The organism is Mameliella sp. CS4, assembly GCF_019392335.1.
Lineage (GTDB): Bacteria > Pseudomonadota > Alphaproteobacteria > Rhodobacterales > Rhodobacteraceae > Antarctobacter.
Map to the genome: position 1 here is coordinate 37246 of NZ_JAHXRQ010000007.1, position 24656 is coordinate 61901.

At 65.6% G+C, this 24656-nt stretch carries 21 protein-coding genes; 8 read left to right on the top strand and 13 right to left on the bottom strand.

Translation table 11 applies throughout. From position 1 onward, the window contains the following. Entirely contained in the window at positions 1 to 1350 is a 1350-nt protein-coding gene (gene proS / locus KZZ07_RS10600; protein ID WP_219514056.1) for a proline--tRNA ligase, read from the bottom strand. A gap of 159 nt (positions 1351 to 1509) precedes the next feature. Here proS and KZZ07_RS27995 point away from each other — a divergent pair, with 159 nt between their 5' ends. The 4 genes from KZZ07_RS27995 (at position 1510) to KZZ07_RS10620 (ending at position 7497) form a co-directional block, all read left to right on the top strand. Continuing rightward, positions 1510 to 3228 (top strand): pentapeptide repeat-containing protein, encoded by a 1719-nt coding sequence (locus tag KZZ07_RS27995; RefSeq protein ID WP_219514058.1) that lies wholly within the window; start codon positions 1510 to 1512, stop codon positions 3226 to 3228. Positions 3229 to 3401: 173 nt separating this feature from the next. Then, positions 3402 to 4487: an AI-2E family transporter gene (locus KZZ07_RS10610; RefSeq protein WP_219514059.1), complete on the top strand. Its 1086-nt coding sequence runs from the start codon at positions 3402 to 3404 to the stop codon at positions 4485 to 4487. Then, entirely contained in the window at positions 4484 to 5218 is a 735-nt protein-coding gene (locus KZZ07_RS10615) for an HdaA/DnaA family protein (protein ID WP_219514060.1), read from the top strand. The genes KZZ07_RS10610 and KZZ07_RS10615 overlap by 4 nt, the downstream gene beginning before the upstream one ends. A gap of 104 nt (positions 5219 to 5322) precedes the next feature. Then, positions 5323 to 7497, top strand: a complete 2175-nt coding sequence (locus KZZ07_RS10620; RefSeq protein WP_219514061.1) for an RNA degradosome polyphosphate kinase — start codon at positions 5323 to 5325, stop codon at positions 7495 to 7497. A gap of 172 nt (positions 7498 to 7669) precedes the next feature. Here the strand turns inward: KZZ07_RS10620 and KZZ07_RS10625 are convergent, their stop codons facing one another. From KZZ07_RS10625 to KZZ07_RS10635, 3 genes are all read right to left on the bottom strand, one after another. Further along, positions 7670 to 9673 (bottom strand): hypothetical protein, encoded by a 2004-nt coding sequence (locus KZZ07_RS10625; RefSeq protein ID WP_219514062.1) that lies wholly within the window; start codon positions 9671 to 9673, stop codon positions 7670 to 7672. Next, on the bottom strand, positions 9673 to 10899 hold the full coding sequence (locus KZZ07_RS10630) for an ATP-grasp domain-containing protein (RefSeq protein WP_219514063.1): 1227 nt from the start codon (positions 10897 to 10899) through the stop codon (positions 9673 to 9675). Before KZZ07_RS10630 ends, KZZ07_RS10625 begins: the two co-directional genes overlap by 1 nt. A 211-nt stretch (positions 10900 to 11110) precedes the next feature. Next, positions 11111 to 11371 carry a hypothetical protein gene (locus KZZ07_RS10635; protein ID WP_219514064.1) on the bottom strand — a complete coding sequence of 87 codons (261 nt, stop codon included), beginning with the start codon at positions 11369 to 11371 and terminating at the stop codon, positions 11111 to 11113. Between the two features lie 455 nt (positions 11372 to 11826). Between KZZ07_RS10635 and KZZ07_RS10640 the strand changes: the two genes are divergently transcribed. Next, a complete protein-coding gene (locus KZZ07_RS10640; RefSeq protein WP_219514065.1) occupies positions 11827 to 12315 on the top strand; it encodes a GNAT family N-acetyltransferase in 489 nt (162 codons plus the stop codon). Positions 12316 to 12584: 269 nt separating this feature from the next. Here KZZ07_RS10640 and KZZ07_RS10645 read toward each other — a convergent pair whose 3' ends face one another. Together KZZ07_RS10645 and KZZ07_RS28070 are read right to left on the bottom strand one after the other, a co-directional pair. Beyond that, positions 12585 to 13004 (bottom strand): RidA family protein, encoded by a 420-nt coding sequence (locus KZZ07_RS10645; RefSeq protein ID WP_219514067.1) that lies wholly within the window; start codon positions 13002 to 13004, stop codon positions 12585 to 12587. A gap of 121 nt (positions 13005 to 13125) precedes the next feature. Further along, positions 13126 to 13725, bottom strand: coding sequence for a helix-turn-helix transcriptional regulator (locus KZZ07_RS28070; protein WP_219514069.1), 600 nt, complete (start codon positions 13723 to 13725; stop codon positions 13126 to 13128). A 568-nt stretch (positions 13726 to 14293) separates the two neighbouring features. Between KZZ07_RS28070 and KZZ07_RS10655 the strand changes: the two genes are divergently transcribed. Both KZZ07_RS10655 and KZZ07_RS10660 read left to right on the top strand, forming a co-directional pair. Beyond that, positions 14294 to 15592 carry a flagellin N-terminal helical domain-containing protein gene (locus KZZ07_RS10655; protein WP_219514071.1) on the top strand — a complete coding sequence of 433 codons (1299 nt, stop codon included), beginning with the start codon at positions 14294 to 14296 and terminating at the stop codon, positions 15590 to 15592. Between the two features lie 116 nt (positions 15593 to 15708). Next, positions 15709 to 17256 carry a Ppx/GppA family phosphatase gene (locus KZZ07_RS10660; protein ID WP_219514072.1) on the top strand — a complete coding sequence of 516 codons (1548 nt, stop codon included), beginning with the start codon at positions 15709 to 15711 and terminating at the stop codon, positions 17254 to 17256. 22 nt (positions 17257 to 17278) lie between these two features. Here KZZ07_RS10660 and KZZ07_RS10665 read toward each other — a convergent pair whose 3' ends face one another. The 6 genes from KZZ07_RS10665 to KZZ07_RS10690 all read right to left on the bottom strand — a co-directional run bounded on the left by KZZ07_RS10665 (position 17279) and on the right by KZZ07_RS10690 (position 23357). After that, on the bottom strand, positions 17279 to 17644 hold the full coding sequence (locus KZZ07_RS10665; RefSeq protein WP_255564286.1) for a hypothetical protein: 366 nt from the start codon (positions 17642 to 17644) through the stop codon (positions 17279 to 17281). Between the two features lie 55 nt (positions 17645 to 17699). Continuing rightward, the gene (locus KZZ07_RS10670) at positions 17700 to 18710 is read right to left on the bottom strand and encodes an endonuclease/exonuclease/phosphatase family protein (RefSeq protein WP_219514074.1); all 1011 of its coding nucleotides are present in this window, start codon (positions 18708 to 18710) and stop codon (positions 17700 to 17702) included. Between the two features lie 6 nt (positions 18711 to 18716). Beyond that, positions 18717 to 19400, bottom strand: a complete 684-nt coding sequence (locus tag KZZ07_RS10675; protein WP_219514075.1) for a molecular chaperone DjiA — start codon at positions 19398 to 19400, stop codon at positions 18717 to 18719. An 80-nt stretch (positions 19401 to 19480) separates the two neighbouring features. Continuing rightward, a complete protein-coding gene (locus tag KZZ07_RS10680; protein WP_219514076.1) occupies positions 19481 to 20092 on the bottom strand; it encodes a VOC family protein in 612 nt (203 codons plus the stop codon). A 215-nt stretch (positions 20093 to 20307) separates the two neighbouring features. Beyond that, positions 20308 to 22446, bottom strand: a complete 2139-nt coding sequence (scpA, locus tag KZZ07_RS10685) for a methylmalonyl-CoA mutase (RefSeq protein WP_219514263.1) — start codon at positions 22444 to 22446, stop codon at positions 20308 to 20310. Between the two features lie 23 nt (positions 22447 to 22469). After that, entirely contained in the window at positions 22470 to 23357 is an 888-nt protein-coding gene (locus KZZ07_RS10690; protein ID WP_219514077.1) for a hypothetical protein, read from the bottom strand. Between the two features lie 168 nt (positions 23358 to 23525). Between KZZ07_RS10690 and KZZ07_RS10695 the strand changes: the two genes are divergently transcribed. Continuing rightward, positions 23526 to 23969: a DUF4174 domain-containing protein gene (locus KZZ07_RS10695; RefSeq protein ID WP_370631123.1), complete on the top strand. Its 444-nt coding sequence runs from the start codon at positions 23526 to 23528 to the stop codon at positions 23967 to 23969. A gap of 88 nt (positions 23970 to 24057) precedes the next feature. Here KZZ07_RS10695 and KZZ07_RS10700 read toward each other — a convergent pair whose 3' ends face one another. Beyond that, positions 24058 to 24576 (bottom strand): hypothetical protein, encoded by a 519-nt coding sequence (locus tag KZZ07_RS10700; protein WP_219514079.1) that lies wholly within the window; start codon positions 24574 to 24576, stop codon positions 24058 to 24060. Between the last annotated feature and the right edge of the window lie 80 nt (positions 24577 to 24656).

The following is a 24656-nucleotide window of genomic DNA, read 5'->3' on the forward strand; positions in this document are numbered from 1 at the left end:
TCATGCCCCCGGCAGCACCTTGTTGTAAATCGCCGCGATCCGCGCCACCGCCTGTTCCGGCGGCAGTTCTTCGCTCTCGCCCGTGCGGCGCGAGGTCAGTTCGACGACGCCGTTCTTGAGCCCGCGCGGCCCGACGGTGATCCGCCAGGGCAGGCCGATCAGGTCCATCGTGGCAAATTTGCCGCCCGCCCGCTCGTTGGTGTCGTCGTAAAGCGGCTCCAGCCCCAATGCTGTCAGCGAGGCATAGATCGCCTCGCAGGCGGCATCGGCCTCGGCATCGCCGGATTTCAGGTTGACGATCCCGCAATGGAAGGGCGTCACGCCCTCCGGCCAGATGATGCCCTTGTCGTCGTGGCTGGCCTCGATGATGGCCCCCAGCAGGCGCGAGACACCGATCCCGTGAGAGCCCATGTGCACCGGCACCTTGTTGCCGTCCGGCGTCTGCACCGTGGCGCCCAGCGGCTCGGAGTATTTTGTGCCGAAATAGAAGATCTGCCCGACCTCGATGCCGCGCGCGGTGCGGCGGCGCTCTTCGGGGATCTGGTTGAACAGCGCCTCGTCATGGGTCTCGTCGGTGCGGGCATAGCGCGAGGTGAACTCCTCGAGAACCGCCTGGCACTGTTCCACGCTGTCGAAGTCGATGTCGCGCGAGCCGAATTTCAGGTCGGTGATCTCGGCATCGTAGAACACCTCGGATTCGCCGGTCTCGGCCAGCACGAGGAATTCATGCGTGTCGTCGCCGCCGATGGGGCCGCTGTCGGCGCGCATCGGGATCGCCTGAAGGCCCATGCGCTCATAGGTGCGCAGGTAGCTGACCAGGTGGCGGTTGTAGGCGTGCAGCGCGTCTTCCTTCGTCAGGTCGAAGTTGTAGCCGTCCTTCATCAGGAATTCGCGGCCGCGCATCACGCCGAAGCGCGGGCGGATCTCGTCGCGGAATTTCCACTGGATCTGGTAGAGCGTCAGCGGCAGGTCCTTGTAGGACGAGACATTGGCGCGGAAGATGTCGGTGATCAGCTCTTCGGCGGTGGGCGTGAACAGCATGTCGCGGTCGTGCCGGTCGCGGATTCGCAGCATCTCGGGCCCGTAGGCGTTGTAGCGTCCCGATTCCTGCCACAGATCGGCCGACTGGATCGTCGGCATCAGCATCGCGATATGGCCGGCGCGGGCCTGCTCTTCGTGGATGATGTTCTCGATCTTGCGCAGGATCTTGAAACCCAGCGGCAGCCAGGAATAGATCCCGGCGGAGGCCTGCTTGATCATGCCGGCGCGCAGCATGTAGCGGTGGCTGACGATCTGCGCCTCGGAGGGCGTTTCCTTGAGAACGGGCAGGAAGTAGCGGGACAGGCGCATAAGGGTCCTCTGGAACAGCGGTTTTTCCCCTCGTAGCCGGTTGGATGCAGGCAGGCAAGGGCGCGCGGGGATGGCCTGGCGCGCGCGCCCCGCCTGCCCCCTTTCCCGACGCGCCGCGATGGGCCAGACTGACGCTGATTGGCGACGGGGATTTGGGGTATGTGGATATTGGATTGGCTGTTCGGGGACCCCGTGACACCCGAATGGCTGACCGTGACGCTCCCGATTACGCTGACGGGGGCTAAGGTCCTGCTTGCGATGCTTGGGCTGATCCTGAGCAGCGGGCTGGTCTGGCTGATGCTGAACGCCCCCGACCGGGCCGAGCGACGGCGCGATCTGCTGACGGACGCCTTGACGGCCCTTGGCTGGGTCCTGCTGCCATTCTGGTTCCTGCTGCTGGCGGGGACGCTTTGGCACCTGTGGCTGCTGTTCTCGGGGCTGGACTCGTTCCTGGACAACGTGGGCTTTGGCATGGGCGCGGTGGTCGCGGCCTTTCTGGGCGGGCCCTTCGTGATCTGGGGCGCGGTGCTGAAACACCGGACGGTGGAGTTCCAGAAGGAAGGCCATATCACCGAGCGGATTTCCAAGGCGGTGGAACAGCTTGGGGCGGAGAAGAGCGTCAAGCGCGATGGCAAACCGGAAGAAACGGTGCCCAACATCGAGGTGCGGATCGGCGGGTTGTTGTCGCTGGAACGCATCGCGCAGGATTCGACGAATTACGACAAGGGGCGCGACCATGTGCGGGTGATGGAGATTCTCTGCGCCTATGTGCGTGAGAACGCGCCGGCAGAGGACGCAGTTGATTTCCCGTTGCCGGAGTGGGAGCCGTTGAAAGACGATGCCACCGAGGAAGAGCGGGAAAACCACGTCAAGAAACGCGAGGATCGCTTCGAAGGCGAGAACGGATCAAAGGCACAGGAGTGGGCCCAATCGCTGCCCGACCCCCGTGCGGATATCGCCCTCGCGCTGCGGATCATCGGACGTCGGGACAAGGAGCAGTTGCGTGTCGAGGCGCGCTGGGGGCCGGAGGCTTCTGACAAGGCCGAGTGGGTCTTTGACACGCCTTGCCCGTACCTGCCGGAACCGCCCGAAGGAAAGCGCCACCCGGAAGGGGCCATCAAAAGCTATAAGCAAAAGCTGCAAGACTGGAATGGGAAGATTTCAGGCTATTCCGGCTATCGGCCCGATCTGCGCAAGACCAACCTGCAAAAGGCCGATCTGTCCAAACTGACCCTCTCCGGCGTGCGCCTTGACGCGGCGCGGATGGAGGGGGCGTTCCTCGGGGAGGCGCGGATGGAAGGGGCGGACCTCGGGCAGGCGCGGATGGAGGGGGCGGACCTCAGGCGGGTGCGGATGGAGGGGGCGGACCTCTGGGGCGCGCGGATGGAGGGGGCGTTCTTCGGGGAGGCGCGATTGGAGGGGACGGACCTCGGGGAGGCGCGGATGGAGGGGGCGTTCCTCGGGGAGGCGCGGATGGAGGGGGCGTTCCTCTGGGGGGCGCGGATGGAGGGGGCGTTCCTCGGGGAGGCGCGGATGGAAGGGGCGTTCCTCTGGCGGGCGCGGATGGAGGGGGCGTTCCTCGGGGAGGCGCGGCTTTCAACCTCCTTCAGCGCGGTGGCCTCATTGACGGCCACCGCGCTGAAGGAGGTTGACCTGTCCAGAATCGACCTGTCGCAAGAGCAGGTCAATGCCATGTTTGGTGATGGCAGCGTGACCTTGCCCGAGGGCGTGGCCTGGCCCAAAAAATGGCCGGCATGGGTCTTGCCTTTCCTCGGAGAGCACGCCTTCCGCGACGAATGGCGCAAGTGGCAGGCCGATCCTGAGAGGTATGAGCCGCCCGAGCCGCCGGACGATGCGGCGGAACAGCCGGCAGAGTGAGCGGCGGGGCAAACCCCGCCCTACGGGCCGGGATTGCCCAAGGACACGGCAAGGTGATCCATCAAGGCCAGTCCTCCACGGAACGCTCCCCAGTTTTCACCGCTTCGAGACGCGCAAATCCTTGAATCCCGGCCATATACGGGCGATGAAGGACGTACTCGAAAGGATAGCGCATGGCCCTGCCCGTAAGGGATCAGATGAAGTACTGGGGGATCGCCGCGGCGGTCTTTTCCGTCGTGCTCTGGTTCCTGGGAGATGTGCTCTTGCCCTTCATCCTGGGCGGCGCCATCGCCTATTGCCTGGACCCGGTGGCCGATGCGCTGGAACGCGCGGGGCTGAAGCGCGGGGCGGCGACGGCGGTGATCACGGTGGTGGCGCTGATCCTCTTCGTCATCATGACACTGGCGGTGATCCCGCTGCTGATCCAGCAGGCCATCGCGCTGTTCGAATTCGCGCCGCAGCTGTTCCGCGACCTGCAGGCCTTTCTGACCGAACGCTTTCCCAACATGATGGACGAGGGCAGCGTGGTACAAAGCACTCTGATCGACCTGGGCGACGCGATCAAGCAGCGCGGCGGTCAGTTGATCCAGGCGGCGCTGGCCTCTGTCGGCTCGCTGCTGAACCTGGTCACGCTGCTGCTGATCACGCCGGTGGTGGCGGTCTACCTGCTGATGGACTGGGACCGGATGGTCGGGCGCGTCGACGAGATGCTGCCGCTGGACCACAAGCCGGTGATCCGCCGCCTGGCGGCAGAGGTCGACCGGGTGCTGGCGGGCTTCATTCGCGGCATGGGCTCTGTCTGCCTGATCCTGGGCACCTATTATGCGCTGGCGCTCTGGGCGGTCGGGCTGCAGTTCGGGCCGGTGGTGGGCGTGATCGCCGGGGCGCTGACCTTTATCCCCTATGTCGGCGCCATCGTCGGTGGCCTGCTGGCCGTGGGGCTGGCGATCTTCCAGTTCTGGGGCGAATGGTGGTGGATCCTGGCGGTCTACGCCATCTTCCAGTTCGGCCAGTTCGTCGAGGGCAATATCCTGACGCCGAACCTGGTGGGCAACTCGGTCGGTCTGCATCCGGTCTGGCTGCTCCTGGCGCTGTCGGTCTTCGGCACGCTGTTCGGGTTTGTCGGCCTGCTGGTGGCGGTGCCGCTGGCGGCGGCCCTGGGGGTGCTGATCCGCTTTGCGATCCAGCAGTACAAGGGCTCTCGCCTGTTCCTGGGCATCTCCGCGGGCAGCAGCTTTTTCGAAAGCGACGATAGATGAGCACAGCCAGTCAGTTGCCCCTGCCCCTGCCGTCGCGCACGGCGCTGGGTTGGGAGGATTTCTTTGTCAGCCCCGCCAACATGCTGGCGGTCGCCCAGATCGAAGGCTGGCGCGCCTGGCCTGCGCACAAGCTGGTGCTGGTCGGTCCGCCGGGATCGGGCAAGACCCACCTCGCCCATGTCTGGGCGGCGCAGTCGGGCGCGCGGATCGTCAAGGCCCGCGACCTGGACGCCGAAACCATCCCGGCGCTGGCGGGCTGCCCCGTCTGCGTCGAGGACATCGAGGAGATCGCCGGCGACCGCCCGTCCGAGGAAATGCTGTTTCACCTGCACAACCTGGTGCTGGCGAACGGCGGCACGCTGATGGTCACCGCCACGCGCGCGCCGGCGCATTGGCCGCTGGCCCTGCCGGACCTGGCCAGCCGCATGATGCACGCCCAGCTGGCCCAGATCAGCGAGCCCGACGATTCCCTGCTGGCGGCCCTGCTGGCCAAGCTGTTCGCCGACAGACAGTTGCTGCCCGGGCCAGAGGTTCTGTCCTATCTTGTGCGCCATATGCCGCGCAGCTATGCCACAGCCGCGCGGCTGGTGGCGGCATTGGATGCCGAGGCCCTGGCCCATCAGCGCGACATCACCCGGCCGATGGCCGCGCGGGTCCTGTCGCGGCTGGTGCCGCCCGGGGCCGAGGATCGCGGCACCTCGCGGCACGATCCCGGTGGCGCGCAGGACTGATCCATCCGCCCCGGCCCTTGCCGGGCAGCCCCGGCCACGATCTACTGGCACGCCACCCGCGCGCCGTCATAAACCTGTTTCACTTGCGGAGGCATAAGCGCCCCATGACCCAAGCCGACTTTCTCAAAGCCCCGCTGCCGCCCGCTACCGACCTGCCGGACCTCGATCCGTCAGGCCCGGGACGCTTCCACAACCGCGAGCTGAGCTGGCTCGGCTTCAACTGGCGCGTGTTGGAAGAGGCCGAAAACGCCCGTGTTCCGCTGCTGGAACGGCTGCGCTTCCTGTCGATCTCGGCGGCGAACCTGGACGAATTCTATACCGTCCGCGTCGCCGGCCTGCGCGAACTGGCCCACGCGGGCAACACCACGCCCGCCGCCGACGGGCTGACCCCGGCCGAACAGCTGGTGCTGATCGACGAGGACGCCCGCAGGCTGATGGCCGAACAGCAGCGCGTGCTGACGCAGCTGCGCGGGCTGATGGCCGAAGAAGGCATGTCCATCGTCACCCGGTCCGATCTGACAGAGTCGGATGTCAAATTCCTCGCCGAGGCCTTCCTGGCGCAGGTTTTCCCGGTGCTCTCGCCGCTGGCGATCGACCCGGCGCACCCTTTCCCCTTCATCGCCAACATGGGCTTTTGCCTGGCGCTGCAACTGGAACGCATCCGCGACAAGCGCCCCTTGCAGGCGCTGCTGCCCATTCCGCAACAGATCAACCGCTTCATCGAACTGCCCGGCAGCGATGGACAGCACCGGTTCATCCAGCTCGAAGAAGTGCTGCTGCTGCATATCGACAGCCTCTTCCCGGGCTACCGGATCAAGGATCACTTCGGCTTCCGCGTGTTGCGCGACAGCGACCTGGAAGTCGAGGAAGAGGCCGAAGACCTGGTGCGCGAATTCGAAGTGGCGCTGAAGCGACGCCGCCGGGGCGAGGTCGTGCGCCTGACCGTCACCAAGGGCGCGCCCGAGGGCCTGCGCAAGATCGTCATGGACGAGCTGCACGCCCGCCCCGAGGAAGTGATCGAACTGGAAGGCATGATCGGCGTGGCCGACACCAAGGAACTGGTGATCGACGCGCGCCCCGACCTTCTGTGGCCCACGTTCACGCCCCGGGTGCCCGAACGGGTGCAGGACCATGACGGCAACATGTTCGAGGCGATCAAGCAGAAGGACATGCTGCTGCACCACCCCTACGAGACCTTCGACATGGTGGTGCGCTTTCTGCACCAGGCGGCGCAGGACCCGGACGTGGTGGCCATCAAGCAGACGCTGTACCGGACGTCCAAGAACTCTCCCATCGTCGAGGCGCTCTGCGAGGCCTCGGAGGACGGCAAATCGGTGACCGCGCTGGTGGAACTCAAGGCGCGCTTCGACGAGGCCGCCAACATCCGCCAGTCGCGGCGGCTGGAACGGTCGGGCGCGCATGTGGTCTATGGTTTCCTCGACTGGAAGACCCACGCCAAGATTTCCCAGGTGGTCCGGCGCGAGGGCGACCGGCTGGTGACCTATACCCACTGGGGGACCGGCAACTACCATCCCATCACCGCCAAGATCTATACCGACCTGTCGTTCTTTACCTGTGACGCGGCGCTGGGACGCGACGCGGCCAAGATCTTCAACTACCTCTCGGGCTATGCCATGCCTGCCGGGCTGGAGAACCTGCTGATCTCGCCGCATTCGCTGAAAACCGGCATGATCGCGATGATCGACCAGGAGATCGAGCACGCCAAGGCGGGCCGTCCGGCGCATATCTGGATCAAGATGAACTCGCTGATCGAGCCGGACATGATCGACGCGCTCTATCGCGCCAGCCAGGGCGGCGTGCAGGTCGATTGCATCGTGCGCGGCATCTGCGGGCTGCGTCCGGGCATCAAGGGGCTTTCCGACAACATCCGGGTGAAAAGCATCGTCGGGCGGTTCCTGGAGCATTCGCGCATCGTCTGTTTCGGCAATGGCCACGGCTTGCCCAGCAAAAAGGCGCGGGTCTTCATTTCCTCCGCCGACTGGATGGGCCGCAACCTGAACCGCCGGGTCGAAACCGGGGTCGAGATCCACAACCCGACGGTCAAGGCGCAGATCGTCAGCCAGGTCATGGCGGCGAACCTCGCCGACACGGCACAAAGCTGGATCATGGAACCGTCGGGGAAGTTCGTGCGGCACCCGGTGCCCGAGGGCAAGTTCGCCTTCAACTGTCACCGCTTCTTCATGGAGAACCCGTCCCTGTCCGGGCGCGGCTCTGCGGGCGCCTCGGACGTGCCCAAGCTGACCCATACCAGCGACTGACGCGACCCTTGGAACACGGACCGAAAGCCCCCCACTCGGGGGCGCTTTTTGCGTTTTCCAGTGTTTGGGTGTCCGCAGACAGGTCGATGGCTGGGCGCAGCGTCCATGACCCGAGGCGGGACGCGGTTGTGCGCCTCAAAATTCAACTCCGGAGCCTAGAGACCGGGTTCGGTCACCCGGTCTGTCTGTCGGCAGCCCAGCTGGATATGGCCTGATCCCTTGCGATGCGGATCACCTCTTCCGGGATCTCCTGGCCGAACTGGCTCCGAAGGGGTTCGTCGTGGAAGAGATAGACGCGAGACAGGAAGGCTTCGAATTCGAGCGAGCCTTCTCCATAGCGTTCCCCCTGGCCCGAGGTGGAGACGACGACACCATCGCCCCAGTCCTGACCGCTGTCGTTGTTCGGGTTGTAAAAGTAGACGCGCATCCGGCCGGACTGGTCCTCGGCCACCCGGAGGATGGCGATTGCATGCCAGCCGACAAAGGTCTGTTGCGCGTCGGTGACCGCGATGCCGGCGGGTTGCGGATGGCCCATCGGGCGCCCGCCGTTGTAGTCTGGATGATAGGCCGCAAAGAACCGGCGCAGGAAGTCGTCGTAATCCGCCAGTTTCCCGGTCGCCACGTCAACGGCCACGGCGCAGTCGCGCGACACCCACCAGCCGTGGAACTGCGGGTTGATCCAGGTGTGGGGATCACCGGGCCGCCCGGCGCAGAGACGCCCCATCTCGGCATAGATCCGGTCGAGATGGGCGACCAGAAGGACGGACACCGGGTCCGCGTCGATCGGGCCAGTGCCGGCAAGGCCGGCGGGCAGATCGGCGGAATTGATCGGTGTGCCTTCGAACTGCATCAGAAGCGTGTCGAACTCGGCCACCTGCGTGATGAGATGCAGCAGGTAATCGGGATCGTTCAGCGCCCAGAGCGCGATGGCCCGGGCCGATTGGCACGTCGGGTTGGCGCCCTGACCGACGCCCAGCGGCTGCCCCAGCACCCGCAGGACACCGGCAAGCAAATAGGTCTCTGGCGATACGGCCGGACCAAAGCCAAGCGCGATGCGCTCTCGCGCGACGCCGCCGATCCGCAGAGCAAGCTGCCGCTCCAGCGCGGGCACCATAGGCGCGTGATGCAGGATGCCGCGGTCCAGCAACATGGCAAGACCATAGGCGGCCTGCGGCGTCGCAGGTGTCACCGCCCTGCGCACGAGGTTCTCGATCAGACCGCGGTAGTGCCGCCAGCAGTCAAGCCCGGTGCTCCCGAGGCCAAGCGCCTCGGGGATCAGCGGACGGTCTCCGTACTCCAGGGCCCAGGTCAGGAATGCGGCATGATAGTCCGACACGAGGCCGGTATCGTGCATCGCCCGGGCAAAGCCCATTGCCTCACGCGAGAGGCCGCTTTCATCCGAGACCGAGAGGCGTTCGAGATAGACCGCGATGCCCGGATCATCGCGCGAGGCGGTGGTCGGGCCGAACAGGGCGCTGACCAGCCGTTCGGCCCCAAGACGCGAGCTGCCCGGCGCCGTCCCCTTTTCGTTCAGGGCGATGGCGATCTGCGCGATCATGTCCTTGACCACGCCGACCTGGACGGACCGCTGCTCCAGCAGGCGCCAGATTTCCGACACCAGCACGCTGAGCACGTCGTTCAGGCCAACGTGATCGGCGATATGGGTCAGAACCTTGCGTTTCAGATCATAGCGGGCGCCCAAGGTCCGGGCCGCCTCGTCCGGCACACCGAAGATGTCCTTCAGGTTGAGCGCCAGAACCTGTGTCAGGAAATGCCGCGCCCCCTCCTGGTGCAGATTGTCGTGCCGCGCTTCTCCATCCGCCACGGCAAGGAAACGCGCGAGGTTCGCGGCCTCAAGCGCCTGAAACGCCGGATCTTCCGACATCAGCGTTCCGCCGACAAGCTGCGGCATCAGCACCTCGGGCCGGTCCCAGTCCGACCCCGCGAAAAGACCCGCGGCATCCATGCGGGCGGCGCGCTGACGCACCACGCCCAGCCCGCCGGGCTGCGCGATGATGCGGCCCAGCACGTCCAGCACCGGGCCCTGGTAGCGGGCCTTTGCAAAGGGGCGGGCCCGCTCCAGCCGCTCGATCGCCACATCGAGCGTTCCGGAGAGCCGCGCCAGCGCGGCGTCTCCGCTTTGTCCATCCGTGGCGGACGTGTCCTTTACTGTCATCAGACGTAGTAATCCAACTCTTCCTGTTTCTTCAGAAGGTCCCGCAAGTCGTGGGCATTGTCACCGAAGAAATAGGCAAGACCCCAATGCGTGCCGAAAGCTGACCGTTTGGCCACCTTCTGCTCGCGCGGATCCGACAGTTCGTGGAACTCGAAATAGGGGTGGTTCGCGGTTTCCTCCGGGATCTCCAGCCGGCTGACGACACGGCGGCGGGGATAGACGCCGAAACAGCCCGCATGACCCTTGGCGTCCTCGATCTCTTTCGGGAAGAAGGCGTCGAGCTCTTCCTGCGTCGTCTTCGGATCGAAGGCCAGCACGAGGCCCTGGTAACCGTTAAAGCCATAGGCGCGTTCGATCAGTTCCAGTGCGTTGAAGCCCGGCGGACGATAGGCAACCTCGCCGAAGTAGAGCTTGTTGTCGCTGGTCAGGAAGTATTCCGGGTGGATAAAGCCGAAATCGATGTCGAAAACCTCGATCAGCTTTTCGATCTCCTCGGTGATCCGGTCCCTGTGCGCCTCAAGCTCGGGCGTGGCGGGGACAAAAACCGAATAGCCCAGCGTCACGTATTCCGAGATGTTCAGGAACTGGATCTTGCCGTTCTTGATCCATGCCTCGACGGCAAACTCCCAGCCATCCAGGTGGCTTTCCAGCAGCGCGGGAAACTCCTCGTCGGGGATGTTGTCCACATCTTCCGGCGTCCGGATCACCCGGTGCCCGGCGGTGCCGGACTTGTCGAAGGCCTTGAAGTGGATCGGGTCGTTCGGGTCGCCGTCCAGCTTCAGCAGCGTCTGGTTCACCCGCTTGAGAAAGCGGATCACGTCACCGCGGTCATGCGCCTCTTCGAAGACGCCCACGCGGATGCCGCCCAGTTGCGCGCGGCGCTTCATCAGCGACTTGTCGCGGAACAGCATCGCCTGGCCCAGCAGGCGCGGGTTCTTCAGCAGGACGGCATTCACCGCACCAGCCCATTCAACAGTTTCCTCGAAGATCGGGATGGCCACGTCGACGCCCATCTCGTCCAGTTGATGCGCCAGTTCATGCGAGCGTTCATTGAGCCGGTCAAAGTCCCAGGGGACAAAGGGAATGCCGTTCTGATTGCAGTAGTCCTCGGCCCAGGGCGGAGCGACCACCACGTAACGGCGGTCGAAACGATCGACGGCGTCGATGGCGTTGAGGCTCCAGCCGAGCAGGGCAACATATCCCTTTTCCGGGTTCTTGTCGGTCATTACTTGTCCTCTCTTCAGTCGGACCCAATGGCGCACAGGCATGCGCCCACTCTCGTCGTCCACGCAAACACCGATGAGGGGAGATGCGATCCCGGCGAGCTGGGTCTTCGTCGGTTTCTGCACAAAAGGTTAGCCCGCCCCTGGTGCGTTTCAACCCCAGGGGGCGTGACAGGCACCGCGCAGGCATTTTCGGAGTGCCCCGCAAGACTTGTCAGAGCAGGGTTTTGATCGGCCCGTCGGCGCTGATTGTCTTCGCCCCGTCGCCGTCCTCGCATATGTCGAGCCAGTTCTTTTCTTCATCGGTCTCTATGAAGAAACGCCACTCGTCCATTTCCATCAGTTCAATCGCGTCGTCCACCGAAAGACGCCACCGCGTTTTTCCGAACAAAGTTCTGCGGATTCCTCCAATCGCGGCAACCTCCGCGCCGTTTTCGGCTAACTCCGCCCAAGTCACCTGAGCTGGTGCGGCCATAGGTTTCAACACCTCTTTTCCATCGAAGCAGTATTACCAACGACCTAGTGCAAGATCGCCCACCGTGAATAGCGTCCTCTCTTTGCCCTTGAATCCAAAGCATTACTTTCGGCCTTTGCCTCGACTTCCCGACGCCCATCAAGGTTGGGGAGACCGGGGTTTGCCCGGGTTCAGAGCCCAGGTTCGCGGGGTAACACCTCTGCCTGAACAGGTCAGCATCGGAACAAAAAGGGTGTCGCGTCCAGACCACTGCATGTCCGCCCGGCGATGGCTCCGGTCATTTGGCAAGCATCGCCCGGTTGTCCACGATGGGCCCGAAGCCGCAGGCGCAACCCTACAAGTCCGCTTCGAGCCAGATTTACGGGACGCTGCTCCCGGCGTGAATGGCTGCAATTGCGAAGCGTGCCGCGACCGTCGGGGCTTCCTCTGCCTGCTTTCCCGACCTAGATAGCGGTATGTATGACGCGCCCATCAAGATCGGTTCTTTCACCCCTGTCGAAGCGGATCAGCTTGGCATCATCTTCTTCGACGCCGTACGCGAGAGCGCGGCAGGCGTCTACGATGACGATCAGCGGCGGGCCTGGGCGTCAAAAGTGCCGTCAGGGCCAAACTGGGCCTACCGGCTGACCTCGCAACGTACAATGGTTGCGCGTCAGTCGGAGCGGCCGGTCGGCTTCATGACACTCACAGACGACGGCTATATCGACCAGGCTTTTGTTGCTCCTGCGTTTCAGCGCCGGGGTGTCGGCAGACTGCTCTACACACGGATTGAAGCTTTGGCGCGCGAGGCGGGGATCCAACGCCTTTACTCGGATGCAAGCTATTTGGTCCGGGGCCTCTTTGAGCAGCAGGGATGGATGGTTGTACAGGAACAACGGATCGAGCGAGCGGGCGTAACGCTGACCAATTTCGCGATGGAGAAACGTCTTTGCGGATCGGTTTGAGGCTGATTTGGTCTGTCGCCAGATCGCTCAAGAATTAGCAGGCCGTCACAGCCACGCGGCGACCGATACCGCCGTGCGCTCTACGGAGCTTGACCTGCCGGAGGGTGTTGCAGAGCCCACGAACACCCGTGTCTGGAAAGCCGTGCCGCAGCGATGCCGTCTTGGCGAGGCTCCGGTCGGTGCCGGTTGCGATCAAGGAGGCGGTCAGACCAGAAGAGGTGGTTTTGGCGCGCCTGGGGCCAATGGCCACGCAGGAAAGAAACCGGACGTCAGCGTGACCGGGCATCGCCGAGCCACCCCATCAGGACGTCGTAATTGCCGAGTGCGGCCCCGCTGTCCGTGACGTAGACCGTCAACTCGGTCAGGTCGTCTCTGGTCATTCCGGCGCCCTCCAGAACGGCGTCGATATTGCTCAGAACCTCGGTCATCTGTGCCCGCATGTCGCCGGGATGCAGGGTCGAAACGCCGAAGGGCGCGTCAGGATCGGTCTGCAACGACGCCTGTCCGGCGATGGTGAGAAACCGGCACGGCGCGGTGACAACCTCGCCCTGGTTGAAGATGGCTGCCGGCCAGGTCACCGGGTTGATTGCGTCTCGTGCCATATGGCCCTCGGCATATGCGACGCCGGGCGACAGGAGGACGGACAGGGCTGCCGCAACGCGCGCCGAACTCTTGATGAAACTGAACATGGAACGTTCCTTTCCGTTGGCCCGGACACCGCGTCCGGGGATGCAGAAAAGCCCATCGTTCCAAAGGGATCCGCCCTATAGGGGGAATACCCCAGGGATCGAAGATCCCCTGTTCAAAGGCCTACATGGCCGCGACGGACCGTGTGTTCGCACCGATCTTGCGGAACAGGTTTTGCAGGTGGTTGTCGACGGTCTTGGGCGACACATCCAGATCGCGGGTGATTTCCTTGTTGGTCTTGCCCCGCGCGAGGTGTTTCAGAACCTCGGCCTCGCGCGGGGTCATGCCGTCAGGATAGACGCGGGGACCAGCGGAGCTCTGCCCGGTCTGGTCCAGCACCAGGCGGACCGCGTCGCGCGGCTGCGGCCCGGCAAGCAAGGCCGCGTCGCACCACGGCGCGTCGGAGCGGTCCGCGCAGGCAGCCGGCGGGTCAGGGACACGGCCTGCGCACACTGCGCGCCCCCCAGCCGCAGCACCTCGGGCCCTATGGCAACGAGGCCGTAACAACGCCTCCCGCGCCTCTTGCGGCGCATCGGGCACGGCGCGGGCCTCCAGCTCGCCCCGCACACCATCCGGGTCGGCAAGGTCCGCAAGGCTGAAGGCGAAATACCGGGTCAGTTCGTCGCCCAAGGTCATGGCGGCGGTGTCTTCGGAGGTCGAGGTACAGCCGATGAAACGGGTGATGCAGGCGTAGTAGAGCGCGGTCAGGGCGTCTTCCTCCACCCCCAACCTGCGCCCAAGGCGGACCGCCAGAACCGTCCGCGGAGCCCGTCGGGTTGCCGGCAGCGAGGTCGGTGGCCGTCGAGAGTGCGCCCGGCACTTGGGAAAGGGACCCGTGCTCACCCGGCAATGGCGATTTCCTCTCTGCAACGGTCCTCCCCCCCGAGCCGCGTTTTCGTCACAGCCGGTCTCAGCTTTGAAAGGCAGTCCTTTCCACAGCCGGGGTTCCCTCCGTCGGTCTGTCAAGATTTCGCCGGACACCGCAGCACGATGATTTCCGCTCGACTGGTCAGGTTATGGATATGCGGGACAGGCCCCCGCCCTGTTTCGAAATCGGCAACCTCCGTTTCCAGAACCTCAAAAAATCCCGGACAATCCTCGCCATAGTCTTGCCTCACTATGACCGCCCCAGCGCCGCAAATCGTTAAAGACGGGTTAAAGACAGAGGGGCAATAGTCACCCTGCACGAGCTTTTCGTGGCGCGGGCGACCTGATGTCGTCCGCAGCGTCAGAACGGCGGCCATGTTGCCGGGCGCGAAACGCGCCCTCTGACGAGAAAGGCGAAAGCTAAATGTCGAGTATCAATTCCAATCCAGGGGCCACGGCGGCCCTGCAGACCCTGAAGGCGATCAACGCCTCGATGGGAGACACCCAGAACCAGATCGCGACCGGCAAAAAGGTGGCGTCCTCGCAGGACAATGCCGCCGTCTGGGCGATTTCCAAGGTCATGGAGGCCGACGTGGAGGGCTTCCAGCGCGTCTCGGACAGCCTCAGCCTGGGCCAGGCGACGATTTCCGTCGCCCGCCAGGGGGCCGAGACGGTCACCGACCTGCTGACAGAGGTGAAGGGCAAGATCGTCGCCGCGCAGGAAGAAAACGTCGACCGGGCCAAGATCCAGACCGATATCGACGCCCTGCGCGACCAGATCGGCTCGATCGTGAGCGCGGCGCAGTTCAACGGCCAGGCCATGCTGACCAATACCGACCAGACCGCAGGGTCCGGCGGGATCAACGTGCTGTCCTCGATCAACCGGACGATGGATGGTGTGACCTCCAGCGACATCCGCGTGTCCAAGCAGGATCTGGGCCAGGGCGCCGCCAGCATCGGCAGCGGGCTGACCGCGCTGACCGCCGGCGCCAATGACGTCACCGGCACCGGCGATGCTGCTGCCGCCACCCTGACCGGCGCGGCCACCGCCCCCACCGGCACCACCACCTTTGGCGCCGCGGCCACCACCACCGTTGCCGCGGGCACGGGTTTCTCGGTCGAGATCTCGGCCACGGCGGCCAACGCACCGTCCAACACCGGCGGGCGCAACGACATTTCCTATGTCGCCCGTGACGGCGACACGATGGAGGACGTGGCCGCGGGTCTTGCCGCCGCCTTCAACAGCTATGTCACCGACGACCTGGGCGCTGGCAACGAGGGCACCATCGACGCCAGCGCCAGCGGCAACCAGATCACCTTTACCGGCGCCGACCAGGTGGGTGACAACTTCTCGATCACCGTGCAGCAATACGCTGCCGATGCCTCCAGCACCATCGGCGGCGGTCTGGCGGAACTGGGCAACATCGACGTCACCTCCGAGGCCGGGGTCGACAGCGCCCTGACCGAGATCGAGGGCCTGATCCAGACCTCCATCGACGCGGCCGCCGCCTTCGGCTCTGCCGAGATGCGCCTGGACACGCAGAAAGACTTTGTCTCGGGCCTGACGGACGCGCTGAAATCGGGCATCGGAACGCTGGTGGACGCCGATCTCGAAGAGGTCTCGGCCAAGTTGCAGGCGCAGCAGGTCCAGCAGCAGCTGGCCATGCAGGCCCTGTCGATCGCCAACCGCGCGCCGCAGTCCCTGCTGTCGCTGTTCCGCTAAGCAAGTGGCACCAGACCTTGAGAACGGGGCGACACAGCCGCGCAAGGTCTGGTGCTTTTGATTGACCCCCCCAGTCCGAAAGGGTCATAACCCCGCCAAGCGACAGCGGGATTCGGATGGACGGGCAAGAGGAAACGCACGGGCACTGGGACCCGTTTGGCAGACCGCTTTTCAACGATCCGAAAGCGCGGGCCCTGTCCCGGGTGGGTGTCGTGGACATCGGCTCGAACTCGGTCCGGCTGGTGGTCTTTGACGGGGCTGCACGCAGCCCGGCCTATTTCTACAACGAAAAGATCATGTGCGGCCTGGGCGCCGGGATGGCCGAAACCGGCCGCCTGAATCCGGAGGGGCGCGAACGCGCGCTGCGCGCCATGCTGCGCTTTCGTGCGCTGGCCAATGGCATGGACCTGCCCGACCTGACGGTCGTGGCAACCGCCGCCATGCGCGACGCCGAGGACGGAGAAGAGTTTCGCCGGGTGCTCGAATCCGCCACCGGCCTGCGGGTCTGGGTGATCGACGGCGCCGAGGAGGCACGGCTTTCGGCACAGGGCGTGCTGCTGGGCTGGCCCGGCAGCTACGGCCTTGTCTGCGACATCGGCGGCTCGTCGATGGAACTGGCCGAGATCCACGACGGCGAGGTCGGCCGCCGGGTGACATCGCCGCTGGGGCCGCTGAAGCTGCGCGACATCGAAGGCGGGCGCAAGGCGCGCGACAAGCAGATCAAGCGCGAACTCAAGGCCCTGGCAGAGCACATGGGCACCCAGCGCGACCGGCTGTTCCTGGTCGGCGGCAGCTGGCGGGCGATTGCACGGATCGACATGCACCGCCGGGGCTATCCGCTGCAGGTGCTGCACGAATACCGGATGGACGCCGAGTCGGTCCGCGAGACCGTCGCCTATATCGAAGAGACCGAGGATCACGACACGCTGCGCAAGGCCTGCGGCGTCTCGGCCACGCGGATGGCCCTGGTCCCCTTCGCCAGCGAGGTCCTGCTGCGCCTGCTGGAGTGTTTCGAACCCAAGGATATCGCGATTTCCAGCTACGGCATCCGTGAGGGCATGCTGTTCGAACAGATGCCGCAAGAGTTGCGCGACCGCGACCCGCTGGTCGAGGCCTGCCGCTTTGCCGAGGCCAAGGATGCGCGGATGCCCGGCTTTGGCGCCGCGCTTTATGATTTCGTGCTGCCGCTCTTTCCTGATGCCAGCGCCTCACGGCGGCGGCTGATCCACGCCGCCTGCCTGTTGCACGACGTCAGCTGGCGCGCGCATCCCGACTATCGCGCCGAGGTCTGTTTCGACAACGCCACGCGCGCCAACATGGGCGGGCTGAAACACTGGGAGCGGGTCTACCTAGGGCTGGCGCTGCTGCACCGCTATCGCAACAAGCGCGAAGGCACCCGGTTCGAGGATCTCTTTGCCCTGCTGGACGAACCGCACCAGACAGAGGCAGAGGTTCTGGGCAAGGCGCTGCGCTTTGGCGCGATGCTCTGGACGCTCAAGGCGGACGGAACCGGTCCGCGGCTGGCCTGGGATGCCGAGACCAGGGCGCTGGAACTGCGCCTGGATGGCACCACCGCCCCGCTTTACGGCGAGGTCGGCGAGTCGCGCCTGAAATCCCTGGCCGATGCGCTGGGGGCGGACAGCCGCGACGTCACGATCGTCTGACCCCGACTGCGGCCCGGCGGGACTACAGGTCGATCTTTTCGTCCGGCGCCACCTCGGGCTCTGGCAGCTCGGGCGCTTCCGGCTCCAACGGCACGCGGCGACGGATGATGATGTCGCCGTTCTCCAGCATCTCGGGCGGGTGATAGAGCGTCCAGTCCTCGACCTGCTCCAGGATCTCGCCCAGCGCGGGGCCCATCTCGGCAGCGAAATCGCGCATCATGGGCTGCATCTCGCGCAGGGTCTTGTCCATCTCCTCCAGCGCCGGTTCCATCTCGGTCATCAACCCGCGCAGAAAGAGCTTGGCCCCCTCCTCCATCAGGTTCAAACCATCCGGTTCTTCCTCGGCGGCCAGCGGCGCGGCGACAAGGGTCAGGACGAGGGCGGGCATGGCAAGCTGTTTCATGCCCTTAGATATAGGCAGGACCCGGGGCGCTGGGAAGGGTTCAGAGGTCGATGTCCAGCGTGACGGGGAAATGGTCCGAGGCCACCAGCAACGAGGCACGCAGGGCCTCGTCCTGCCAGCATTCCGCATCGTCGAATGGATGCCAGATGCGCCAGCGCGGGTTCCGCGCCCGAAGACCCGGGGAAATCATCACGTAGTCCAGCAGCGCCTGAAGGTAACGTTTCTCGTCATAAAGGAAAAAGCGCGCGGTCGTGGGCTGCGCCCCCAGCCGCCGCTGCAGCGCCTCGGCCGCGTGCGGATCGTAAAGATGCATCTCTGCGCCGTCACCATCGCCCAGGAGGATCTCGACCGAACTGCGCCCGAAGAGGCCCTCATAGCTGTCCAGACCGGGACCGTCGTTCAGGTCGCCCATCAGCACCAGGTCCTCGCCCGCCGCCAGGTGCGCCGCTATCCGCCGGCGCAGCCAGACCGCCTGGGCCAGTTGCTTGCGGCGGTTGGCGATGGCCAGTCTCATGACCTCTTCACGGCCCTTCGCCCCGTGCGGCGCCTTGGATTTCAGATGCGCGCCGACAATGCGCAGGCTCTCGCCGCTCATGGTCTCGACCGCCAGTTCCAGCGGCGGCTTGGAAAAGGCCACGCGGTCGGCACGGGCATCGATGTCCAGATCGATCTCGAACTCGGTGTCAAAGCGCGGCGCCGCCTTGCTGTCCTGCGGATCGTGGCGCACGCGCAGCTTGTCCGCATCGTACAGCAGCGCGATTTCCTGCTGGGTGTTGTTGGCAAACCCCGTGGCCACCGCGCGCGTGCGCAGCCCCGCGGCCTCGGCGAAATTGGTCAAGGCGCGGGTGGTGGACCGGCGGCGATTGGTGTCGGGCGCCTCGATCACCATGATCGCATCCGCCTCCATCCGCCGAAACACATAGCCCAGCGCCTCCAGCTGGTCGCCTCGGGCGATGCGATGGCGCCCGCCCAGTTCGTTGTCGATCAGGGGACGGCCCTTGTCGTCGAACAGCGAGTCGAACCATTCGACGTTGTAGCTGGCCAGGCGCATGGCCCGTCAGGCGGTTTCGCGCGCGGAAATCTCTTCCCAGGCGCGGTTGATGTCGATCAGGCGCTTCTCGGCGATCTTGACCGCCTCCGCGGGCACGCCACGGGCAATCATCGCGTCCGGGTGGCTTTCGCGGACCAGCTGCCGCCAGGTCTTGCGGATCTGGTCCAGCGGCATGTCCGGGCTGACCCCCAGCACCGTGTAGGGATCGGGCGCGGCATCGGGCACGAAACGGCTGCGCAGGGTGCGGAACTGGCTTTCGTCCATGCCGAAGATGGCCGCGACTTCGGCAAGAAAGGCATCCTCTGCCGGGTGATAGGTGCCGTCGGCCAGCGCGATGTGGAACAGCCCCTCCATCAGGTCGCAGAGCGTGCCGGTGCCCTGCCCGAACATGGTGGCGATGCGGCGCGCGTAATCCTCATATCCCGCCACGTCCTGCCGCGCGAGGTTGAAGACCCGCGCCGCCCCGGCCTCGTCCTCGCGGGCGATTTGGAACACCTCGCGAAAGGCCGTCACCTCGTCACGCGTCACCAGCCCGTCGGCCTTGGCCATCTTGGCCGAAAGCGCAATCACGGCGATGGTAAAGGCCACGCTGCGCTCGGGCGGCGCGCGCAGCCGGTCAAAGACGGCCGTCAGCCCCTCGCCCGAGGTCAGGGCCTGCAGGGCCCGGGATATGCGTGTCCAGATCGACATGGGGCAAGTCTACGCGCTCCGGCAGGCGCTGTCAGGGGCGGATCGGGGAAAATTCTGCACCTGCGAACACCCGTCGCGGGTCAGAGGCGCAAAGCGCCCTGCGGGCCGGTCAGCCCGGCCGAAAGACGCGGGGCCTCGGCGGGTTCGAACCGCACCAGCGGCGCCTGCAGGTGCGGCGCCAGCAGCGCCTGCAAGTGCCCGGCCTCGGGATGGGCCACGGTCAGGCGGTCCAGCACCAGCCCCGAAGGCGGCAGGCTCTGTCCCGGCGGGGTCGGCACGTGCCACTGGATCAGCGCGGGGAACAGCCCGTCAAATGGCAGCCGCCCATCCTCAGGCACCGCCATCGACCAGCGCAGCCCGTCGCGGTCCAGGTCCACCCGGCGCCCGGCCATCGGCAGGGCGGCGATGGCCGCGTCGATGTCCCGCACCCGGCAGATCCACTTGTCGAGCCGCGCCGGCCCGCTGAAATCGTCCAGCCCGAACCAGCGCGCATCGGGCGGCGGCGGGGCATCGGGATCAATGGCAATGGCCTCGAGATACATCTGCGGCACCAGTCCGATCAGCCGGTTGTGGGTACCATACCGCGCATGCTGACCGCCCGGCCCCATCGGAACGCCCAATGCCGCCTCGCAAAAGGCAACCGCCGCCGCCAGATCCTTGCCAGCAACGGCCACATGATCGAGTTCCATCATCGCGCAGGCCCTTTCACCCCAATCCGGCGGCGACGATAGACCCACATCGCCGGAATGAACAGGACCACAGACCAGCTCTCTCCCCGGGCTGCCATGCCAGGAGCGCCCCCTGTTTCTTCTCTCTGAAAATACTCAAAACCGGGGCCGCAGGGCCCGCTTCGCGCGCCCGCCAGGGCGCGCGCGGATCGGCCCGCGTCAGCGGGCCGAAACCCAATTCAGGCCGCGTCAGCGCGGGCGTCGCGGATCAGCCGCAGGATATCCTGCGCCGCTTCGGGGATGTTGGTGCCCGGGCCAAAGATCGCCTTGACCCCCGCGTTGTAGAGGAACTCGTAGTCCTGATGCGGGATCACCCCGCCGCAGATCACGATGATGTCGCCCGCGCCCTGCGCCTGCAGTTCCTTGACCAGCTGCGGCGCCAGCGTCTTGTGGCCCGCCGCCTGGCTGGAAATGCCGATCACATGCACGTCGTTGTCGATGGCGTCCTGCGCCGCCTCTTCGGGCGTCTGGAACAGCGGGCCGACGTCGACGTCGAAGCCGATGTCGGCAAAGGCCGTGGCGATCACCTTGGCGCCCCGGTCATGGCCGTCCTGGCCCATCTTGACCACCAGCATGCGCGGACGGCGTCCCTCGGCCTCGGCGAAATCCTCGACCGATTTCTGGATGGCGGCAAAGCCCTCGTCGCCCTCGTAGGCGGCGCCGTAGACGCCCGCCAGTGTCTTGACCTCGGCGCGGTGACGGCCGAATTCCTTTTCCATTGCCATGCTGATCTCTCCGACAGAGGCACGCGCGCGGGCCGCTTCGACCGCCGCGTCCAAAAGATTCCCCCCTTCTTTCGCCCGGCGCGTCACCTCGTCCAGCGCCGCCTGGCAGGCCGCCTCGTCACGGGTGGCCCGGATCTTTTCCAGGCGCGCCACCTGGCTTTCACGCACCTTCTGGTTGTCGATGTCGAGGATATCCAGGTCCTCTTCCTTCTCCAGCCGGTACTTGTTCACGCCCACGATCACGTCGTCGCCCCGGTCGATGTCGGCCTGGCGTCGGGCGGCGGTTTCCTCGATCCGCAGCTTGGGCATGCCGCTTTCGACGGCGCGGGTCATGCCGCCCATCTCGTCCACTTCCTCGATCAGCTTCCAGGCCTCTTCGGCCAGGTCATGGGTCAGCTTCTCGACGTAGTAGGACCCGGCCAGCGGGTCGACCACCTTGGTCACGCCGGTTTCCTCCTGCAGGACCAGCTGGGTGTTGCGGGCGATGCGGGCGCTAAAATCGGTGGGCAGGGCAATCGCCTCGTCCAGCGCGTTGGTGTGCAGCGACTGGGTGCCGCCGAGGACCGCCGACATCGCCTCATAGGCCGTGCGGATCACGTTGTTGTAAGGGTCCTGTTCGGCCAGCGAAACGCCGGAAGTCTGGCAGTGCGTGCGCAGCATCTTGGAGCGCGGGTTCTGCGCGCCCAGTTCCGTCATGATGCGATGCCAGAGCATCCGCGCCGCGCGCAGCTTGGCCACCTCCATGAAAAAGTTCTTGCCGATGGCAAAGAAGAACGACAACCGCCCGGCAAACTTGTCGATGTCCATCCCCGCGTCCATCGCGGTCTTCACGTATTCCTTGCCGTCCGCGAGTGTGAAGGCCAGCTCCTGCACCAGGTTCGCGCCCGCCTCCTGCATGTGGTAGCCGGAGATGGAAATCGAGTTGAATTTCGGCATCTCGTTCGAGGTGTATTCGATGATGTCCGAGATGATCCGCATCGAAGGCGCGGGCGGATAGATATAGGTGTTGCGGACCATGAACTCCTTGAGGATGTCGTTCTGGATGGTCCCGGACAGCACCGACTTGTCGTGGCCCTGCTCCTCTCCCGTGACGATGAAACTGGCCAGCACCGGGATCACCGCGCCATTCATGGTCATCGAGACCGAGACCTTGTCCAGCGGGATGCCGTCGAAGAGGATCTTCATGTCCTCGACGCTGTCGATGGCGACACCGGCCTTGCCCACGTCGCCGACCACGCGCGGGTGGTCGCTGTCATAGCCCCGGTGGGTGGCAAGGTCGAAGGCGACCGAGACCCCCTGCTGACCGGCGGCGAGGCCGCGGCGGTAGAAGGCGTTGCTCTCCTCCGCGGTCGAGAACCCGGCATACTGCCGGATGGTCCAGGGGCGTCCGGCATACATCGTCGCCTTGACGCCGCGGGTAAAGGGCTCTGCCCCCGGAAGGGTGCCCATGTGGGGCAGGCCCTCGGTGTCGGCAGCGGTATAAAGCGGCTTGACCGCAATCCCTTCGAGCGTGTTCCAGGTCAGGTCATCCAGGGGGCGGCCCCGCAGTTCCTTTTCAGCCGTCTCGCGCCAGCTTTCGGGCAGATCCGTCATCGTCTCGTCCTCTCTTAAAGTCTTCATGGCAGCCGTGTCCGGGTCTCTGTCCCGGTTGACGGCTGCGGGGTCTCTGTCAGTGTGGCCAGCCCGTCGGCGCCCGCGCGCAGCCAGGCCAGATCCTGTTCGTAAGCATGGCGCAGGCGCGCCGATTGAACGTCGTCGAAGGGCGACCAGCGCGTCGGCACCGGGGCCTCTTTCAGGCCGCCCGTGTCTTCTCCGCGCGCCTCGAGCGCCGCGTGCAGGGCGGTGGTGTCGGGACGGCGGTTTTCCAGGAACCGCCCAGTTTCCGCCAGCGGCAGGTCCGTGACGCCGGTCATGACCTGCAACAGCAGGTCGGGACGGTCAGCGAAACATTCGAAGGGGGTGACCTGGATCTGCGCGTCGGGACAGGCGCAGGCCAGGTCCGTGATGACCGCCCGCCAGCTGCGCGTGCCCTGCGCCAGCGCGGCAATCGCCTCGGGCGCCGGGCGCGACTGCCCGCGCGGCACCAGGTAGGCCACAACGGAAGCCCACCAGTGATCCAGCGAGCGGATTTGTAGTGTGATCCGCACCGCGCCGCCCGCCGCCGAGGACAGGCGTGCCATCCTTTCGCCGATGGCCGGGTACAGGGCCTGCTGCCGCAGGCAGTTGCGCGCGGTCCCGATCATGTTCTCATCGGTGATGACCAGGTGACGCAGGCCAAGACCACGGGATTTTTCAAGGTTCACGCCAAGGCGCCCGGCAGCGCGGCGGGCGGCCTCTGGCGTCTCTGGTCGTTCGACCACGTCGAAGAGCAGGCCGTTGCGCGTCCTGCGCGGCCCCCAGAAGCCGATTCCGCGCGGCTTGAGCGCGGCCCCATGCGTGCGCAGGTAGGCCTGGAAACTGGTGGTGGCGGTGCGATGGGCACCGGCGTGCAGGATGATGTCCATCAGGCGATGCCCCCCTCTCGTGACCCCGTGGCGCAGGCTGCGCCGGGGTCCTGGAACGGGCCTGACCCTGCGCAGAGGCGGGTGAGGATGCCGTTAAAAATAAAATTTTTCCGGGCACTGGCGCGGGAAAGCTGTGCAGTCCGCCGGTCCGCGCTTATATCTTGTCCCATGCATGGATTGACCCGACTGATCGCCGCTGCCCTGATGGGCGCCTTTGCCAGTACCTCGGCCTCCCAGGGGGCCGAGACAACGGAGGACTTCGAGATGATCCGTCCCGCAGCCGAAACCTCGCTTGAGGACTGGCTGTGGATCAAGCGGCCTGTGGTCGTCTTTGCCGACAGCCCCGCCGACCCACGGTATGTCGAACAGATAAACCTGATCACCGAACGGCTGACCGCGCTGGAAGAGCGCGACGTGGTGGTGATCACCGACACCGACCCCGGCGCCCGCAGTTCGACCCGGCAGAAACTGCGCCCGCGCGGTTTCATGCTGGCGATCATCGCCAAGGACGGCAGCATCGTGACCCGCAAGCCTGGCCCCTGGTCGGTGCGCGAAATCTCACGCTCGATCGACAAGCTGCCGCTGCGCCAGCAGGAACAGCGCGACAGGTAGGCCCGGCGCCAAGGCCTTTGCAAAGGCCTTGGACAAGCGGTTTTGAAACCGCTTGCAAGCCGCTTGCAAGCGGCTTTGCCGGCCCCGTTCAGACGTTGCCGCGCAGGAAAAAGGCGATCTGCGACGGCCGGTGCAGCAGCACCAGCGCGTTGCTGGCCGGATCGTAGATCATCACCGTCTCGTCCGACATCAGCGCCAGGTAGACATCGGCCTGAAAGCTCGCGTCCATGCAGGCGCGCGCCGGACCGACAAAGCTGGAGATCAGGCCAAGCCCCTCGTAGAGATTGACCGACATCAGCCCCTCGGACACCATGTTGGGCGTCATGCCGGGGATTTCGAAGGCCACCGCGCGGCCCTGGGACAGCAGGCGCTGCCCCGCGTGCAGGTCGTCCACCCGCCGCAGAGGACCGGAGGCGCGCAGCTCGCCAGAGATCGTATCGAAGATCGCCGCCGTGCATGTCCCGCGCGAGGTAAAATCCCGTGTCTGCGCCAGGAAAACCCAGCCGCCCAACTGCGCGCGCACCGCCTCTTCGGTATCGAGGCGGAAACAGCCCGTCAGCAGCCCCCCGAGGGCCGCGAAAACCGCCATATGCCGAAGGATTCGCACCAGACCGCCCTGCCCCGTTGCCCGCATTCGTTGCGGGCAGGCTAGCGCCAAGGCGTTTAGGATCCGTTGCCGAAGGCCGG

Coding starts and splice junctions, on each gene's coding strand:
- KZZ07_RS10665 (WP_255564286.1), bottom strand. CDS start 17,644: ATGCCCGCCCTCGTCCTGACCCTTGTCGCCGCGCCGCTGGCCGCCGAG.
- KZZ07_RS10615 (WP_219514060.1), top strand. CDS start 4,484: ATGAGCACAGCCAGTCAGTTGCCCCTGCCCCTGCCGTCGCGCACGGCG.
- proS (WP_219514056.1), bottom strand. CDS start 1,350: ATGCGCCTGTCCCGCTACTTCCTGCCCGTTCTCAAGGAAACGCCCTCC.
- KZZ07_RS10640 (WP_219514065.1), top strand. CDS start 11,827: ATGTATGACGCGCCCATCAAGATCGGTTCTTTCACCCCTGTCGAAGCG.
- KZZ07_RS10690 (WP_219514077.1), bottom strand. CDS start 23,357: ATGGACATCATCCTGCACGCCGGTGCCCATCGCACCGCCACCACCAGT.
- KZZ07_RS10645 (WP_219514067.1), bottom strand. CDS start 13,004: ATGTTCAGTTTCATCAAGAGTTCGGCGCGCGTTGCGGCAGCCCTGTCC.
- KZZ07_RS27995 (WP_219514058.1), top strand. CDS start 1,510: ATGTGGATATTGGATTGGCTGTTCGGGGACCCCGTGACACCCGAATGG.
- KZZ07_RS10655 (WP_219514071.1), top strand. CDS start 14,294: ATGTCGAGTATCAATTCCAATCCAGGGGCCACGGCGGCCCTGCAGACC.
- KZZ07_RS10625 (WP_219514062.1), bottom strand. CDS start 9,673: ATGACAGTAAAGGACACGTCCGCCACGGATGGACAAAGCGGAGACGCC.
- KZZ07_RS10630 (WP_219514063.1), bottom strand. CDS start 10,899: ATGACCGACAAGAACCCGGAAAAGGGATATGTTGCCCTGCTCGGCTGG.
- KZZ07_RS10670 (WP_219514074.1), bottom strand. CDS start 18,710: ATGCGCCTGGCCAGCTACAACGTCGAATGGTTCGACTCGCTGTTCGAC.
- KZZ07_RS10660 (WP_219514072.1), top strand. CDS start 15,709: ATGGACGGGCAAGAGGAAACGCACGGGCACTGGGACCCGTTTGGCAGA.
- KZZ07_RS10695 (WP_370631123.1), top strand. CDS start 23,526: ATGCATGGATTGACCCGACTGATCGCCGCTGCCCTGATGGGCGCCTTT.
- KZZ07_RS10635 (WP_219514064.1), bottom strand. CDS start 11,371: ATGGCCGCACCAGCTCAGGTGACTTGGGCGGAGTTAGCCGAAAACGGC.
- KZZ07_RS10610 (WP_219514059.1), top strand. CDS start 3,402: ATGGCCCTGCCCGTAAGGGATCAGATGAAGTACTGGGGGATCGCCGCG.
- KZZ07_RS10675 (WP_219514075.1), bottom strand. CDS start 19,400: ATGTCGATCTGGACACGCATATCCCGGGCCCTGCAGGCCCTGACCTCG.
- scpA (WP_219514263.1), bottom strand. CDS start 22,446: ATGACGGATCTGCCCGAAAGCTGGCGCGAGACGGCTGAAAAGGAACTG.
- KZZ07_RS10680 (WP_219514076.1), bottom strand. CDS start 20,092: ATGATGGAACTCGATCATGTGGCCGTTGCTGGCAAGGATCTGGCGGCG.
- KZZ07_RS10620 (WP_219514061.1), top strand. CDS start 5,323: ATGACCCAAGCCGACTTTCTCAAAGCCCCGCTGCCGCCCGCTACCGAC.